Source organism: Candidatus Pristimantibacillus lignocellulolyticus, from assembly GCA_023639215.1.
Taxonomy (GTDB): domain Bacteria; phylum Bacillota; class Bacilli; order Paenibacillales; family Paenibacillaceae; genus Pristimantibacillus; species Pristimantibacillus lignocellulolyticus.
This window is the reverse complement of record CP097899.1, coordinates 4,123,271-4,140,670: the sequence shown is the minus strand read 5'-3', so window position 1 is coordinate 4,140,670 and position 17,400 is coordinate 4,123,271. Positions and strand designations below refer to the sequence as shown.

Below are 17,400 nucleotides of genomic sequence, written 5' to 3'. Positions count from 1 at the left end.
TAATAATGTTATTGAAAGAAAAAAAGATTGTTATTATGGGTGTAGCGAATGAGAGAAGTATTGCATGGGGCATTGCAAAATCCCTTCATCAACAAGGAGCAGAATTAATATTTACATACCGCAAAGAGCGATCTCTAGAAAGACTTGAAAAGCTTCTAAGTGATAATAATATTTCACCTTTGTATACTGTATCCTGCGATGTTCTTGATGATAACAGTATAAGATCTGCTTTTATGGAAATCGAAAATGTTGCTGGGCAAATACATGGAGTTGTACATTCTGTCGCTTTTGCAGAAAAAGATGAATTACAAGGGGAGTATGTTGATACAACTAGAGATGGATATATGTTAGCACAAAGTTCAAGTTCATATTCGCTAGTTGCTGTAGCAAGAGAATCCAAAAGACTTATGCTTGAGGGCGGAAGCATTGTGACTCAGTCCTATATTGGAGCTGAACGTGTCGTAAAAAACTATAACGTTATGGGTGTAGCAAAAGCTGCATTAGAAGCAAGTGTTAGATACTTAGCAGAAGATTTGGGTAAATATGGGATCAGAGTCAATGCAGTTTCTGCAGGTCCAATTCGCACATTATCAGCAAAAGGTGTTTCTAGTTTTAATGACATCATGTCCACGATAGAAGATAGAGCTCCGCTCAGACGAAATATTGACCAAGACGAAGTAGGGGATGCAACGATGTTTCTCATTAGTAACCTTTCAAGAGGTATTACAGGTGAAGTATTACATGTCGATGCTGGATATCATATATTAGGAATGTAATACTGTAATAACGCTACGGCTACGGCTACGCCCTAGTTGGAAGAAGTATTAATAAAGATACATATACACCAACAAAATACCCCCACCTAAGATAAAAAAGATCATGGGTGGGGGTATTTCATATTTCTAATGATGCATTATTTTATGTAACGACCATTAGTTTGGAAATTGTAATTTGATTAATTCCTTGTCATCAACTTCTAAAGTTCTTAATAGAATAATCATCTAGACATTGGTTTTCATAAGGGAGGGAGTTAATATGTTTTCTATTAGAAAACGCCAAATTACACCACTCCAAACGATTCGCAAGGAATTAAAGAAAAAAATGAAACACTCCACTTCTGTTTCAAAAAAGCTAACTTCTTCAGAGCAAGAGCTTTTGAATCAAATTCAACGTAAGACCCAAGCGCATAACCTAAATAATGTAACCCGAACGAAGGCCTATCTCGAGTTTTATCTTCGCCATCCTGAAATCCACTGGGCATTTTTAGGTCATATGGTATCACGGAACGGCGGATGGAATATGACCGATCTCAGGGGAGAGTTTCTAACTAAACTACTCTCTCGCAAGGAGCGGGAATCGTTTTTTCATTTTTTAGAACGCGGAAACTGGCTGGTTTTTCAAGATATATACCCACAGTTTCTGCTTTACGGTGAGAGTTTAGCTCAAAATAGACCCCTGTTTTATCTACTCCCTCAACTAAATGTTTCAATGTTTATGGAAACTGTTTGGAACTATTTTTGGAGAGTTCGAGATTCCTATATTCTTTGTATAGCGTTAGTCATTAATGAGCAAAGTTATCTGGAACAAAGGGTCGTTCAAAATCCTAATAATCAAAAAGAAATATTCAACAAAATTGGATTTCAACTTCAGAGCTGGTTGCCAATTAATCAAATTATTATCCCTTATGAAGGAAATAATTTAAAGGGACAGACTCTTCAAAAATTTCAATCTCTACATGAGCGAATATTACTTGGTAAAAAGTTGTATTCCGTTTTATTTAAAAATTCGGATTTTCACAGACATGCTCTAGATTGGGCAAAATATCATCCACATACTGGCTCAAGGAAAGATTATTGGCCGCACTTATTCAATGATGTAAATGAAAGTGTACCAGGAAATACTTTTCCATTAAGGTTAAAATCGTGTCAACTTCGTAAAGGAGCAAGAAGAATTTACAGTCCAAAACTTGAATATTGTTGGAAAAATGTTAACCATCCGGAAGCTGAAGCGGGGGATTGGTTTCAAGATATAAGCGTGGTTGATTATTTAGAAGATGATCTAGATACGATGGACGGAGATATTAAGAAAGACTACTGTAAAACATTGGAGCTACTTGAGGTTGCCGCACTAGCAAAAAACACGATTAACTCTTTTTAACAAAGATAACTGATTATTTTAATTTGAATAACAGATATGAGATTATATATGGTGAAAAAAAATGCCGGTGACCTTAATTAGGTGACTGGCATTTTCATATTATTGTTAAGGCATTTTGCTCTCATCCATGTACAGCAGGTTCCATCGGTGACCGTCCAGGTCGGCAAATCCTGCGCCGTACATCCAGCCGTCAATTTCACTCGGCTTGCCAAAGATGCTTCCTCCAGCAAACTCTACTTTTTGAACAAAGGCGTCTACTTCTTCTCTGCTATCAGCTCCAATGGAAAATATTACTTCTGCGCTATGGGAAGTATCTGCGGTTTTTGATCCTGTAAATTTCTCAAACACCGCATCCGGGAATAGCAGAATCATTGTTTGACCTATGACAAGCTTTGCTCTCTCGTTACCAACGCTCTCCGCATAGAATCCAATCTCATTGAAAAAGGAAGTAGATCTCTCAACATCTTTGACCGGCAGGTTAATCCAAATCTCCTGTGACATGGCTGTTGCCTCCTGAAATATATTTCCAACTAATCCTACTATACACCAGAAGTGAATCTAATAAAAGAAATCGAGAATTCCTATCAAGAGACATTAAATAGTCAATAGGAGAAGGCTTCCAAAGCAATGGGCTGGCAGCCTTTTCATCTAACTGGCAGTTTAGCATAACTTTCCATGTTTGGAAACATAATTGTTTCTTAATCGTAGTATTAATAACCCCAAGCGTGATATGAGATGTTATTAATTTAGAATAAATTTTATAAATGAGGCGAAAACTTTGTCATCAATTTTACTCATGATTTTCTCAATTAATTTTGCTCTCCTACTTTTGCATGAAATGGATGCGATAAGAGCTAAAGAATGGAAAATGTTCGTAATCCTAAAAGATATGGAAGATGAGCGTGCATTCAAAATATTTACTATTCTTCATTTGCCACTCTATACTTTATTATTATATTCATTTGTTAGTCATCAACTTATAGCTTTCGTAATTATAGATGTGTTTTTAATAATTCACTCAATCGCTCATTTTTTCTTTGAGAAGCATCAAAATAATAATTTCAAGAATTTATTCTCAAGATTAATTATTTATCCAATGGGCTTATTGGGGATGTTACATCTAATTGGATTAATCTATTTTTAATGAATCTTTCTAACCTTCGGAAATTTCTATCATGATGCTTTTTTAGAAGAGGAACTTCCTGACAAAAACTAACAATCAAAGTATATAGTCAAAGAACTTTGAACTAAGGGAGAACGTTGTTTTACGTAATAAATTATGAAATTCTGTATAAATGTTTACTCTATATTTTTGCATCCATATTAAAGCGATGTGTTCCCATGGTATTATATGATTTAGTTCGCTAAGATACGATCATACTTATAATAGTCGATATTATATCTTTTTTTGGATTAGATAAAATCGAATTGATCATGTCAAGCGAGTAAATATATAGAACACGAGGAGCAGAGAATATGAAGATATCAGCTTTATTACGCGAACCCAAACAACGTAAATTGTTGTTTAGCGCGGGGCTAAGCTGGCTGTTTGACGCTATGGAGGTTGGGATGATTTCCTTCATCGTTACTGCACTAGCTGTTGAATGGCATTTGGGTGCACAGCAGGTAGGACTAGTCATGGCTATTAATTCGATCGGTATGGCGGTGGGAGCTGCGATATCAGGGTTACTTGCTGATCGGTTTGGACGAAGATCGATTCTAATTTGGACATTGCTTATTTTCTCCATTGCAAGTGGATTATCAGCATTGGCAACGAGTTTTGTCGTACTATGTGTACTACGTTTCATAGCTGGATTCGGCCTTGGCGGTGAGTTGCCCGTCGCTACTACGCTTGTATCAGAGTCAGTACCTATAAAAGATAGAGGACGCGCGGTCGTTCTACTTGAAAGTTTTTGGGCGTTTGGTTGGATTGCTGCTGCACTGGTCGCTTATTTTGTTATTCCTGAATATGGATGGCGTATGGCTTTTGTAATCGGTACATTACCAGCTTTCTATGCGATATATCTAAGGAGAGCCATTCAAGATTCACCAACCTTTAATAAACAGCATAGTCAAAAGATTACTTTTAAAGCTAGAGTGGCCTCTGTCTGGTCCGTAAAACATCGTAAGTCGACCATTACATTGTGGATCTTATGGTTTACGGTAGTATTTTCGTATTATGGTATGTTCCTGTGGCTGCCATCTATTATGCTACTAAAAGGTTTTGATCTCGTTACAAGCTTCCAGTATATATTGATCATGACACTGGCACAAATTCCAGGTTATTTTACCGCGGCATACTTTATTGAGAAATTCGGTCGTAAATTCGTTCTTGTTGTTTATTTGCTGCTAACTGCCTTAAGTGCGGTATGGTTTGGAAATGCGGAGACGGAAGGAATATTAATCGCGTCTGGAATCTGTCTATCCTTCTTCAACCTAGGGGCATGGGGTGGCATGTATGCTTACTCGCCAGAGCTTTATCCTTCGACAGTACGAGCAACTGGTGTTGGACTTGCTGCATCTTTTGGAAGAATTGGTGGCGTTATCGGTCCATTTCTGGTTGGTATGTTAGTTTCGCGAGAAGTAGCAATTACCACTTTGTTTATGATGTTTTTTATTACAATCGTAATCGGAGCACTAACTGTGCTGTTTTTCGGCAAAGAAACAAAGGGTATCGACCCTGATAGAGACGCTGCAGAAGATATAGCTTAGTTGTCTTCACATAGTAGGAAAGCAGGCTAAGAATGAGAATCAATAAATACATAAGTGAAACTGGATATTGTTCAAGGCGACAAACTGATCGATTAATTGCAGCTAAAAGAATTACGATAAATGGTGTTACATGTGAGGCAGGGGCTGATGTAGAGCCGAGTGATATTGTACTTATTGATGGAGCTCCGATACCTAGTAAGGCGGAGCCAGTCTATCTTGCACTCAATAAACCAATTGGGATTACTTGCACGGCATCAAAAGAAGTGGAAGGAAACATTATCGACTTTGTAAATTATCCTACTCGGATTTTTGCTATCGGCAGATTGGATAAAGCATCAGAGGGTCTAATTCTATTAACGAACGATGGAGATATTGTCAATAAAATGATGCGTTCAGAGAATGGTCATGAAAAAGAATATATTGTGACAGTGGACAAGCCAATCACTCAATCATTTATAGATGAGATGTCAAGAGGTGTACATATTTTGGGAGTGACGACTAAGCCCTGTGATGTTTTTCGAATAAATGACTATGAGTTCCGAATTATTTTGACACAAGGTCTAAATCTTCAAATAAGGAGAATGTGCAAAGCGCTAGGATATAGAGTGGAGAGACTCGAGCGAGTTCGGATTATGAATATTACGATTGAAGGATTAGATAGAGGGAAGTGGAGAGAATTAGCAGACGATGAATTAATTGCACTCTTCGCTCTATTACAATAAACGCTATTAGTTAAATATTGACTGACAATAAACGGCTGCTGAAGTAGCCGTTTTTTTTTGATCTTAATAAACATTAAGAGTGAGTAATTTTTCTTTATTGAAACTTATCTAAGCACTTGCCCATTATTGTGGTATATAGAAAAATATGTAATTTAGTGTAAATTAACGAAAACAGTGACAGTATACAACATTTTAAGACACTGAATCGTCTATATAATAGTAGAAGATCGTCTCATTGTGCATCTACTATAAATAATGGGTAGGGAGTAATGTATGAATACACGAGTAAATCAACAGATGAGTCAACTGAAACAGATGAGGAAACGTAGAAAAAGAACAGTATTCTTCTCTGTCGTGTGCGTGGTTGCTATAGCGAGTTTTTTGTTAATTCGATATGATAATTCAATTGTTCAAGCGCCTGAAGAAAGACCTGTTCCTTCTGTTCAACCTACAGAATTGCCGACAACGGAAGTGCCGAACACAGAACCACCTACAACAGATATTCCAGTTACGGAATCACCTGTTCAATCGAATAAACCTGAAGTAACGGCAAAACCTGAGGCGACAGCAAAACCTAAGCCCACAGCAAAACCTGAGGCAACTCCAAAGCCTAGTCCTGATTCATCTGAGATTGCAGTGATTGCTAAGCCATCCAGTATTGGAGTATTGGTAAACAAGCAGAATAAGCTGCCTGATGATTATAATCCTGCTGATTTGGTATATCCGGATGTTGCATTTATATTCAATGAAAAAATCGACAAACGTAAGATGCGCAAGGAAGCAGCTGGCGCGTTAGAAGAGATGTTTGCCGCAGCTAAGAAAGATAGTATTCATCTGGCGGGTGTATCTGCCTACAGGTCCCATGCCACTCAGACCGCATTGTTTGAACGTTATGTCAAAAAAGATGGCTTAGAAAAGGCAAGAACTTATAGTGCATATCCAGGTACGAGTGAGCATGAAACAGGTCTCTCAATTGATGTCTCTGGTAGTGATGGTAAATGTGCGGCTGAGGATTGCTTCGGAGATACAGATGAAGCCGTGTGGTTGGAGAAGCATGCTCCGGAATATGGATACATTATTCGTTATCCAAAGGGACAAGATGCGATAACAGGCTATAAATATGAACCATGGCATATTCGTTATGTAGGAAAGGAGATCGCGCAAGAGATCGCGGATCAAGGAATTACACTTGAGGAGTATTATGGTGCCATTCCGGTTTCGAAGTAACTAAAAAATTTACAATCACGCTATTATGTACTCCAAATATTAGGAAGGAACTAGAATAATGAATAAGAGAGTTAAAAAAATTTCCATAGTAGCGATAGTGCTAGTCTTGATAGCATCAGGAGCTATTGCATTCCGTAAACCTTTGGCTGTGCTTGCTTTTAATATATTTCTATCAGATCGGGTCGTGAACACGTTGGAAGAGATGTCATATAAACCGCTGGAAGGGGAGGGCGATGTAACATATACGAAAGCAGAAACGATGAGCCCTTTTTCTGTATTACTATTAGGTACAGATCAACGTAAAAATGAAACAGCGCGTTCAGATACCATGATTTATGCGGTGATAAGACCTAAAGAATCGAAGGTATTATTAGTTTCAATTCCACGAGATACCTATACAGAAATTATAGGAAAAGGCAAGAAGGATAAGATCAATCATGCCTTCGCTTTTGGCGGACAACGGATGGCGAAAGATACCATGGAGGCTCTTCTCGACCATACGTTAGACTACTATGCTTCGATTAATTTTGTAGGATTAAGGGATGCAGTGGATGAGCTCGGAGGTGTGGAACTTCCGATTGAGAAAGATATCGTCAATAAAGGCAGAGACCATGAGAAATTCACGATTAAAGCAAATCAGTCTATTTATAACGGTACAGATGCTTTAAATTATGTGAGATATCGTGAGGATAGTGATTTCAATCGTACGAAGAGACAACAGGTCTTCTTAAATCAGGTAGCTAAAAAGATGATGAATCTAAAGCAAATCGTTAAGATTCCACAATTACTTGATATAATGGGATCAAACCTACAGACGGACATGCAACCTAAGTTCATCATTGATCTGAGCAAACAATTACTAACCAGCAGCAAAGTTCAAATTAAAAGTTACACGGTTATGGGTGAGAGCATGCGATTGAACGGTATTTCCTATAACCGTGTGAATGAAGAAGATCTTAAATTTGCTCAAGATCTAATTGATAATTGGATGGACAACACCATTCCAACAGATCAGTTACTGATGCCAGAAGATCAGCATAAAGCAGAGTAAGTTACTTTGAACAAGTAGCCCTGCGCGAAGACGAAAGTCTCCCTTGTAAAGGACAATTATCAAAACAATTTAGTGAATAAGTATTTTATCTAAGAACGGACACCAATATGAGTGTTCGTTTTTTTAGTAAATCAGAAGATTAGTCTTAATTAAAGTCATTCACGATCTTTTCAATTGAATGACATCAGGTTCTAGTCAAAAACGGCAAAGATATTATGTTCCTATCATACTTGTTCAAAAAATTTTAATAAAGGGAAATACCGTCTTCTAGAAGGTGGACAATCGTCTAATCACGTCTTTTTTCAGACATATTTATTAGAACATGAAAACAAGTGTTCTGTTTGTGCCCGCCATAAACGTATTCCAACAATGCCCTTATATTTGAGGGAATCTACCTTTCAGCAGATTCTTTCTAAATGGATAAATTAGATTTGATAAACTTGGGGAGTGGATTAATTCTCATCATGACTTTTTTTCTTATTCGGAGTTGTAATCCGCATCTTCAACGCATACACATGGATACTACCCAATTTTATAGGAGGTGAAATATTTTCGGGGAATTATGAGCAAACGATTGCACTTAAACACATCACCATAAAATCTCATGTATAGAAAATCGTCAACTATAGAATAAAGGTTATTGATTAGACTTTAATTGGACTTAAGTAGGCTTGGTAACATATGGTCGTTTGCGCTAACGTTTGCACAAATAACAACTTTTTTTTGCTTTTTTGGTTATTTCTAAGGAAATCAGATTTATCGGCAATTCACTTTGGGAAGGTGGGGAAATAATGAATACAAATTTTAAACCGATCTACGAATGGTTTCAAGATAGGGTCATTCAAAGCCCTGATTCAAGATGTCTCGAATACGGAGAAATAGTTTTTACTTATAGAGAAATCAATGAAAGTGCAAACCAGCTTGCCCGTTATTTAAAGAGAAATGGGGCAGGTGCAGAAACACTGATAGGTATCTTTCAAGAGCGTTCACCGCAGCTTATTATTTCAATTCTTGCTGTATTGAAGTCGGGAGCTGCATATGTGCCGATCTCAACCACCTATCCTGATGAACGAATCGCGAACATTGTGAATGAAGCGAACTTCAAGATGATTCTAACTGCCTCTTCTTACCTTCAGAAAATAACAACGATAATGGAAATAAATCCAATGTCATCAGTAAAATTACTGGATCTCCACAATGAGTGGTCGCACGTTGAGATAGAGTCTAAGGAAAATATACCTAGTCTCAATTCTCCTAACGACCTTGCTTATATGATATACACTTCAGGTTCTACAGGGAAGCCTAAAGGTGTCATGATCGAGCATAGAGGAATTCCTAATCTGGTTCTGGAGCAAATCGAAAAATTTCAATTAAACGAAAATGACAGAGTACTTCAATATGCTTCTATTTCCTTCGATGCTTCTGTCTCTGAAATCTTTACAACGCTTGTTGCGGGGGCAACACTCGTTCTAGTACCTGAGGATGGCTTATCTATTGGCGCAGGACTTCACCAAATTCTAAAGGAGCAACGGATTTCCGTAGTCACTTTAGTACCTTCTGTCTTGAATGGTTTGCCGCATGAAGAGCTTCCTCATCTAAAGACATTGGTGACTGCAGGTGAAGCTTGTACGAAGAAATTAATTCATTATTGGGCGCCAAAGCTGAATTTCTTGAATGCTTATGGTCCAACCGAAACGACGGTCTGCGCCACGATACATGCATGTGATGCAGCAGATGAAATAATTTCGTTAGGTGCTCCTATTGCAGGAACTGCTGTCTATCTCCTAAATAACCAGTTGCAACCTGTAGCAATTGGTGAGTCAGGTATGCTCTACATCTCAAGTATGGGAGTTGCACGGGGATACTTCAACGAAGCAGAATTGAGTGCGAGTCATTTTATAGATAACCCCTTCAATGAGGGTATTAGCGATAAACTGTATCGCACGGGAGATATCTGTCTACAGGTAGCAGATGGCGTAATCGAATGGATCGGTAGAAACGATCAGCAAGTTAAGGTATCCGGAATTCGCATTGAATTAGGTGAGCTAGAATATGCGTTACGTGAATACGTAGATATTCAGGAAGCAGTAGTTACTTATGATTTTGAGCAGAATACGATTGGCGCTTATTTGAGATCGGCCACTTCGATTAAGCCCAACATTAGTCAAATTCGAAACTATCTGCTAACCAAGTTCCCCACGTATATGGTTCCGACCCGTTTCCTATTCGTTGACGAGTTTGCACTGCTAACTAGTGGTAAAATTGATCGCAATAACCTCCCACCTCTGGAGGATGTCAGACCAGATATTGATATTGCATATGTAGCACCAAGTACTTTTATGGAGAAAGAACTTTCGCAAATATGGGCTGAGGTCTTAAAGCTCGATAAGGTAGGAATTCATGATAATTTTTTCGAATTAGGCGGACAATCGTTAATGGCTACACAGATCGTTTCACGTATCCGATCGGTTCTCGGTATGGAAGTACCGTTGCATATTATTTTTAGTGCCAAGCCAACGATAGAGCAAACTGCAATAACGCTAGAAGAATATCAGCTAGAAAGGATGGATTCAATGGAACTTGAGTTGTTGTTAGCCGAGTTAGAGAACGAGGAGGAGCTCGTATGAAAATACTTCTGGTACAGTCCATGGAATATCTCTATCCGTGGGGTGGTGCACATAAAGCAAATCGAATATTGATGGAGGGACTGGCCGAAAGAGGGCATGAGTGTAGGGTGATTACGCCATCGTTAGGCATTGTTGGTTATGAGGAGTTTCTGGCAACAAAAATTAGAGACAATGACTTTGAGGTACTCGAGGACATACCAGATGAGTTGTTCGTAATCCGTAGGAAAGGGGTTACAGCTTACACAGTTAAGAAGATGTTTCAAGTATTTCCGTTTATTAAGAGAAGTATTGATGCGTTTAAGCCGGATATTACTATTGTATCTGAGGATAATACGCACTTGCTACTTGAGACGGTATTGGAAACCGAATCCAGAACGGTTTTCTTCGCTCATAGCCAAGCAACAATACCGTTTGGTCCGGAATGCTTTCATGAAGACCGATCCAAGATTTCGTTATATAAGAAACTAAATGGTATCATCTCGGTCAGTGAATATTTAAAGGGTTATTTTCTCACCCATGCAGGTCTAGATTCTACGGTCATTTACTTTCCTTCCTATGGTCCCGGACCATTTCCTTATTTGGCCGATTTCGACAACAAATATATAACGGTTATTAATCCTTCGGCTATAAAGGGACTCTCGATTTTCATCGGATTGGCTCGGCAAATGCCTCACCTGCAATTTGCGGCCGTTCCCACCTGGGCTACAATGGATGAAGAGATTGAGGAGATGAGAAGTGTATCCAATATTACAATCATTAAGCCTGCTGAGAATATTAACGATATCTATAAGCAGACCAAAGTGTTTCTCATGCCTTCATTGTGGGGGGAATCATTCGGACAAGTCATTTTTGAAGCTATGCTCCGTGGTATACCGGTCATTGCAAGCCATGTAGGCGGTATACCTGAGGCTAAGCTACATTTGGATCATATCCTGCCTGTCAATCCTATTAAACAATATATCCAAGAAAAAGTACTCACCAGTTCCATTCCTATCCCCGTCATTCCAGAGCAGAATTTGGAGACTTGGATCGAAGCCTTGAACCAATTGACCTCGGATGAAGAGCATTATTACAGACTATCGCAAGACTCCTACCATAAATCTGCTACGTTTCACGCTACTTTAAGTATTGCTTCCTTCGAGACCTACTTACAACATGTAATCAATACAACGACCCAACCTCTAGACGATCTACCTACTGACCCTAGCACCCAAACCTCAGGCCGCGATAAGAATAACGTATTAAAGCGGATCAATACGCTTTCTCCCGAGAAACGTCAGCAGTTATTAGCAGTTCTCCAGGAAAGAAGGTAAGTCTTTGAGTAAACTATTAGATCGAATTAGCAAGCTCCCCGCAGAGAAGCGTCAGCAATTGCTTGATAAAATCAAAGATAAGACCGCTCAGAATCAATTGCCGAATCGTACGATTTCGCCGTTAGCACGAGAAAGTCATACCAATGAATTTCCGTTATCGTTCTCCCAACAACGACTTTGGTTTATGTATCAATGGGAGCCTGATAGCCCATCGTACAATATCCCTTGTGTATTCGAAATTCCGGTAAAATTAAATGTTCCCTTGTTAGAACAATCCGTCAATGTACTCCTGCAGAGACATGAAATTTTACGTACGACTTATAAAATAGTACAGGAAGAAGAGACCGTTCAGGTTATTCATCCGTTCTCACCTATACACATGAAGGTATCCGATCTTAGTAGTCTGTCTGAGAAAGATAAGAAGAGTCAGATGCAGACCTATATTAAACAGAAATCTATGATACCGTTTAAGCTTGAGAGTGAACTCCCAATTAAGGCGTATTTACTGACCCTGAATACACAAGAACACTATTTATTCCTAAATATTCATCATATTGCTTGTGACGGCTGGTCAATCGGGATCATCATGAATGAAATACAACAGTCTTATAAGGCACTTAGTCGTAATCTACCCTTAGAACTGCCACCGATACCCGTTCAATATGCCGACTATGCTTCTTGGCAAAAAAGCTTCATGGTGGATGAGGTGTTGAACTACCATCAGAGCTATTGGCTCAATAAATTTCAAGGGGAGCTCCCAGTACTCGAGCTACCTGTCGATAAGCCTCGGCCACCCGTGAAGAGCTCTAACGGATCACATATGATACAACCCTTGCCCGACGGGTTCTATCATCGACTACAACAATGGTGCAAAGAGGAAGAAGTGACCATTTATACATTGACGCTCGCTACCTATGCTGTATTGCTGTATCGCTATACTGGCCAGACCGATATCATTATCGGATCTCCCGTTGCTAATCGAGGTAGGGAAGAAATCGAGCAAAATGTTGGTTTTTTTGTAAACACGCTTCCGATTCGAGTTCATCTAACCGAGACATCAACGTTTAGGGAAACCGTTAAGCAAATCAAACACATTTCCCTAGAAGCGCAAGAGCATCAAGATTTCCCTTTAGATAAGTTAATTGAACTACTTCCGATTGAAAGGGATTTGAGTCATAGCCCACTGTTTCAGGTCATGTTTATATTACAGAACATGCACGTGGGATGGAGTGATGATTCGGAAGAGTTCCCATTACTTTTCGACAATTCTACTCATACAAACAGCTCTAAATTCGATATGACCTTCTCCGTTAACGCACATAATGTAGAAGTAGAGTACAGTACTGATTTATTTCATGAAGCTACGATAAGGAGGATGCTGGAGCATTACTTCAATTTGCTAGATCGTGCATGTGCCGATCCTGATCAGGGTATCTCCTTTATTAACCTCATGTCAGTAGAAGAGACCCAGCAATTAATTATCGATGAGAATAAGATGGATGTACATTATGACAGTGACTTTCATCTAGTACAACGTATAGAGGCTCAAGCCGCAAAGTTACCTCATCATCCTGCCTTAGTATTTGAAGATATGATCTACACTTACGAGGATATGAATCAGCGTGCCAACCGTCTCGCTCATTATTTACGGTCACAAGGGATCGGACCTGAACAGGTCGTTGGTATTTTTATTGAACGGTCTGCTGATTTTGTTATCGCTATGCTAGCTGTATTGAAAGCCGGGGGTGCGTTTGTTCCTCTCGATCCTGCCTATCCTAAGGAACGTTTGACGTACATGATTAAACAGTCGGGTATGAAGATTCTTCTAACGCAGAGCAAGCTATCAGGGGACCTCCAGCTTGAACAATTAGATATTGCTTTGTTCGAACTTGATCAGACTACACAGAGACAACTGTTAGAACAGCTTAGTGATGATAATCCAGTGATGGTTACGGAATCTGCGAATCTCATGTATATTGTGTTCACCTCCGGTACGACTGGCACTCCCAAAGGGGTCGCGGTTGAACTTCAACATTTCCACAATTATATTCAAGGACTGATTAAGCATCTAAATATTCAGGCGTCATTAAGTTATGCTATGGCATCAACTTTTGCGGCAGATCTCGGTACAACCAATGTATTCGGAGCTTTATGTACTGGGGGCACATTACATGTCTTATCCTATGATCTGTCCTGTGATCCTGATGGTGTTGCTGAGTATTTCAGGGTAAACCGAATTGATGTAATGAAGGTTGTGCCCAGTCATTTTGAAGTGCTGATGGAAGCCGCTCAACCTGAATATGTGATTCCGGATAAAATATTAATGCTTGCAGGTGAAGGCTTAAGTTGGGAAACTGTTCGGAAAATTAACAGACTACGTCCAGATGTGAGGATAGAGAATCATTACGGACCCACGGAAACGACCGTATCGGCATTCGCTTATCCGATTAAGGGAGATTTATATGCACACCCCTACAACACAGTGCCGATAGGGTTTCCTTTTGGGAATGTACAACGTTATATTCTGGATACTCGCTTACAACCTGTTCCTATGGGTGTGCCAGGTGAATTATTTATTGGTGGGGCTGGTGTAGCTAGGGGCTATATCGGTAATCAAGAACTTACCGATACAAGATTCGTTCCGAACCCTTTTGTAGAGGAAGAAGATGTGCGGTTGTATAGAACCGGAGATCGTGTTCGCTATATGCCTAATGGTGCGGTTGACATCATAGGACGTATGGATCGTCAGATTAAGATACGAGGTTATCGAATTGAGCTTGGGGAGATTGAATCTGTCATTACTTCATTCCCATTCGTAACAGATGCTATCGTTTTATTGAAGGAAGTAGGTAATGAGGAGAAGAAAATCGTTGCTTATGCTGTGTTCGATCTAGCAGAACAGATCGACAGTCCGCACGTTGAGCTGAAGAAGAAGCTTAAAGATAAATTGCCAGAGTATATGATCCCAGCCCATATCATCCCGATGGATTCTCTTCCGTTAAATTCGAATGGTAAGGTAGATGTGAACCTACTTGCATCGATGGACATCGAAATGAAGGTAGCAGATCCTAATGCAGCAAAGCCTGAAACGGCAACTGAAATAAGAATTTGGGAAGTATGGAAAGACATATTGGGCGTCGAAACGATCGGAGTCGATGACAATTTCTTCGAATTGGGCGGAGAGTCATTCAAAGCGCTGAAGGTTGTAAGGCGATTAGGTGATTGGATTAGTATTATGGACTTTTTCAAACAACCAACAATTCGTTCCTTGGCGGAATACATCGATCAGGGGAGAGCTTCTGATCATCATTTACTCCATAAATTAACAACACATCAAGCTCAGCATGTACGGGTATTGTCCTTGGTGTGTATACCCTACGCCGGGGGAAGTGCGATTACTTATCAACCTCTCGCCGCACAAATGCCCAACCATATTGAATTGTATGCGATGGATCTGCCTGGTCATGATTACAGTCGTAAGGATGACGCTTTACTTCCGATCGTGGAGGTCGCACGTTTGTGTGTGGAACAGATTAAACAAGTGATTAAAGGACCGATCGCTCTATACGGACACTGTGTGGGAGGGGCGTTAACGATTGAGATCGCTAGACAGTTGGATAACGAGAATTATCCGTTGAAAAACGTATTTCTGGGGGGGACTTTCCCGATCGCCCGAATTCCTGGTCGTTTCTTCGATTTCTATTCCAAGCTATTCCCATCTGACCGCAGCATGTCCAATAAATCTTATCATGCATTCCTGAAGGCGTTAGGTGGATTTACGGAAGTAGAAGATCAGGAAGAGAGAGATTTCATGATACGTTGCTTGCGACATGATGCGAGAGAGAGCGAGAATTACTATACGTCTGCTTATGCTGATCAACAATTGAAGAAATTAAGTTGTCCTATTACATGCATCATTGGCGAGAAAGACAAAGCAACCGAGCTTTATGAGGAACGGTACCAGGAATGGGAGTATTTCAGTGAACGGGTTGACCTTGTCGTCATCCCTCGATCGGGACATTACTTTATTAAGCATCAGGCAGATCAATTGAGTGCTTGGATCAGTGATCGGCTTAAAGTAACAGATCGTTCGGATAATTGCATAGAGGAGTTGACACCGCCGCAGAAACGAGTAGCAGTTCCGAACTTGAAAATTTTCTTTATCGTTATAGTAGGCCAATTAATGTCGATCTTAGGATCTGGACTAACAGGTATTGCTATTGGAGTATGGGTATTTTCACAAACGGGATCTGTGGCGGATTTTGCAGCGATCTCATCTGCATCTTTAATTCCAGGTATACTTATTTTGCCTATCGCTGGTGCTATCGTTGACCGATATAATCGGCGACTCGTCATGTTATACAGTGATGTGATGATGGCAATACCTATTATTGTGCTTGCGATTCTCATGGCTACAAATTCTCTAGAAGTATGGCATATTTACGTAACATCAGCTGTGGGTTCCATCGCTCGTTCTTTCCACAGACCAGCATTCATGGCAGCTATTGCTCAAATTATTCCGAAGCAATATTTGGGTCATGCAAATGGTCTTGTTCAGCTAGCTACTTCGACGAGTGAGATGATTGCCCCCCTTGCAGGTGTAGCGCTGTATAGCATGATCGGTATGACTAACATATTTATACTCGATTTCTTTAGTTTTCTGATCGCTATATCTACACTGGCTATCGTAAGATTTCCCAATACGTTATTCTATCGAAGAGTGGAGTCATTCACTAAGGAAGTGTTAATGGGCTGGAAATTTATAATTAGAAGACCAGGTATGCTATATATGATTGCATTTTTCTTTGTAGGAAATGTTCTATTTGGTTTGGCAACTGTACTCATTCAACCCCTTATACTTTCATTCGGATCAGCGACAGATCTTGCAACGGTTACGATGATAGGTGCCATCGGAGCTATGGTAGGCGGGCTCTTGATGAGTGTCTGGGGTGGTACAAAACGTATGGCTACAGGCATGGTTGGTTTTGTTATTATAGAAGGTTTGTCTATGATTATTGCCGGACTACGCCCCGATGTCTTCCTTACTGCCATAGGGATTTTCGGCATCTGGTTCTCCGTTACACTTGTAAATACGCACTGGCAATCCCTCATCCAGTCCAAAGTTGGATTAGAACTTCAAGGAAGGGTATTAGCAACCAATCAGATGATTGCTATGTCTAGTATGCCGATTGGCTATTTAATAGCTGGGCTACTCGCTGATTCGGTATTCGGTACAGCGATGAATCAAGGAGGTGCGCTTGCTAGTACCCTTGGACCCATTCTAGGTGTGGGACCCGGCAGGGGTATTGGCGTACTGATTATCTGCGTAGGTGTTCTTGTTATGATCTGGTCGATCATCGGATTTAATTTCAAGCCACTACGTTATATGGAGGACCACTTAGATGATGCTATTCCAGATTCAATCATGGGGGATATAGATTCCTTACAAGAAAGACTTGATAAGCATGTTAAGAAAAAAGTTATCTCAAGTAGCAGTGTTCGTCAAAGTTCTGTTTAATGAAAGCGGATATTACTATTTTGTTGTATTCATTGATGCTCATATTAGTTTCTCCGATTCTTTTTGAAGAATT

At 39.8% G+C, this 17,400-nt stretch carries 11 protein-coding genes; 10 read left to right on the top strand and 1 reads right to left on the bottom strand.

All coding sequences use genetic code 11. The features are described 5' to 3' along the window. The first annotated feature begins 2 nt into the window (after positions 1-2). Positions 3-776 carry an enoyl-ACP reductase FabI gene (gene fabI / locus NAG76_17675; protein URN96872.1) on the top strand — a complete coding sequence of 258 codons (774 nt, stop codon included), beginning with the start codon at positions 3-5 and terminating at the stop codon, positions 774-776. Positions 777-1,035: 259 nt separating this feature from the next. Then, entirely contained in the window at positions 1,036-2,157 is a 1,122-nt protein-coding gene (locus NAG76_17670; protein ID URN93641.1) for a DUF2515 domain-containing protein, read from the top strand. A 105-nt stretch (positions 2,158-2,262) separates the two neighbouring features. Here the strand turns inward: NAG76_17670 and NAG76_17665 are convergent, their stop codons facing one another. Continuing rightward, positions 2,263-2,658, bottom strand: a complete 396-nt coding sequence (locus tag NAG76_17665) for an extradiol dioxygenase (GenBank protein ID URN93640.1) — start codon at positions 2,656-2,658, stop codon at positions 2,263-2,265. A gap of 277 nt (positions 2,659-2,935) precedes the next feature. On the opposite strand from NAG76_17665, the gene NAG76_17660 reads away from it, so the two are divergent. From NAG76_17660 to NAG76_17625, 8 genes are all read left to right on the top strand, one after another. Next, entirely contained in the window at positions 2,936-3,301 is a 366-nt protein-coding gene (locus tag NAG76_17660; protein ID URN93639.1) for a hypothetical protein, read from the top strand. A gap of 332 nt (positions 3,302-3,633) precedes the next feature. Next, on the top strand, positions 3,634-4,869 hold the full coding sequence (locus NAG76_17655; GenBank protein URN93638.1) for an MFS transporter: 1,236 nt from the start codon (positions 3,634-3,636) through the stop codon (positions 4,867-4,869). A gap of 32 nt (positions 4,870-4,901) precedes the next feature. After that, positions 4,902-5,591: a pseudouridine synthase gene (locus tag NAG76_17650; protein ID URN93637.1), complete on the top strand. Its 690-nt coding sequence runs from the start codon at positions 4,902-4,904 to the stop codon at positions 5,589-5,591. A 273-nt stretch (positions 5,592-5,864) separates the two neighbouring features. Beyond that, positions 5,865-6,818, top strand: coding sequence for a D-alanyl-D-alanine carboxypeptidase family protein (locus NAG76_17645; GenBank protein URN93636.1), 954 nt, complete (start codon positions 5,865-5,867; stop codon positions 6,816-6,818). A 58-nt stretch (positions 6,819-6,876) separates the two neighbouring features. Beyond that, positions 6,877-7,869, top strand: coding sequence for an LCP family protein (locus NAG76_17640; protein URN93635.1), 993 nt, complete (start codon positions 6,877-6,879; stop codon positions 7,867-7,869). Between the two features lie 791 nt (positions 7,870-8,660). Then, on the top strand, positions 8,661-10,496 hold the full coding sequence (locus NAG76_17635) for a non-ribosomal peptide synthetase (GenBank protein ID URN93634.1): 1,836 nt from the start codon (positions 8,661-8,663) through the stop codon (positions 10,494-10,496). 71 nt (positions 10,497-10,567) lie between these two features. Further along, entirely contained in the window at positions 10,568-11,809 is a 1,242-nt protein-coding gene (locus NAG76_17630; protein ID URN96871.1) for a glycosyltransferase family 4 protein, read from the top strand. Positions 11,810-11,813: 4 nt separating this feature from the next. Continuing rightward, positions 11,814-17,327, top strand: coding sequence for an amino acid adenylation domain-containing protein (locus NAG76_17625; GenBank protein ID URN93633.1), 5,514 nt, complete (start codon positions 11,814-11,816; stop codon positions 17,325-17,327). Positions 17,328-17,400 lie beyond the last annotated feature (73 nt).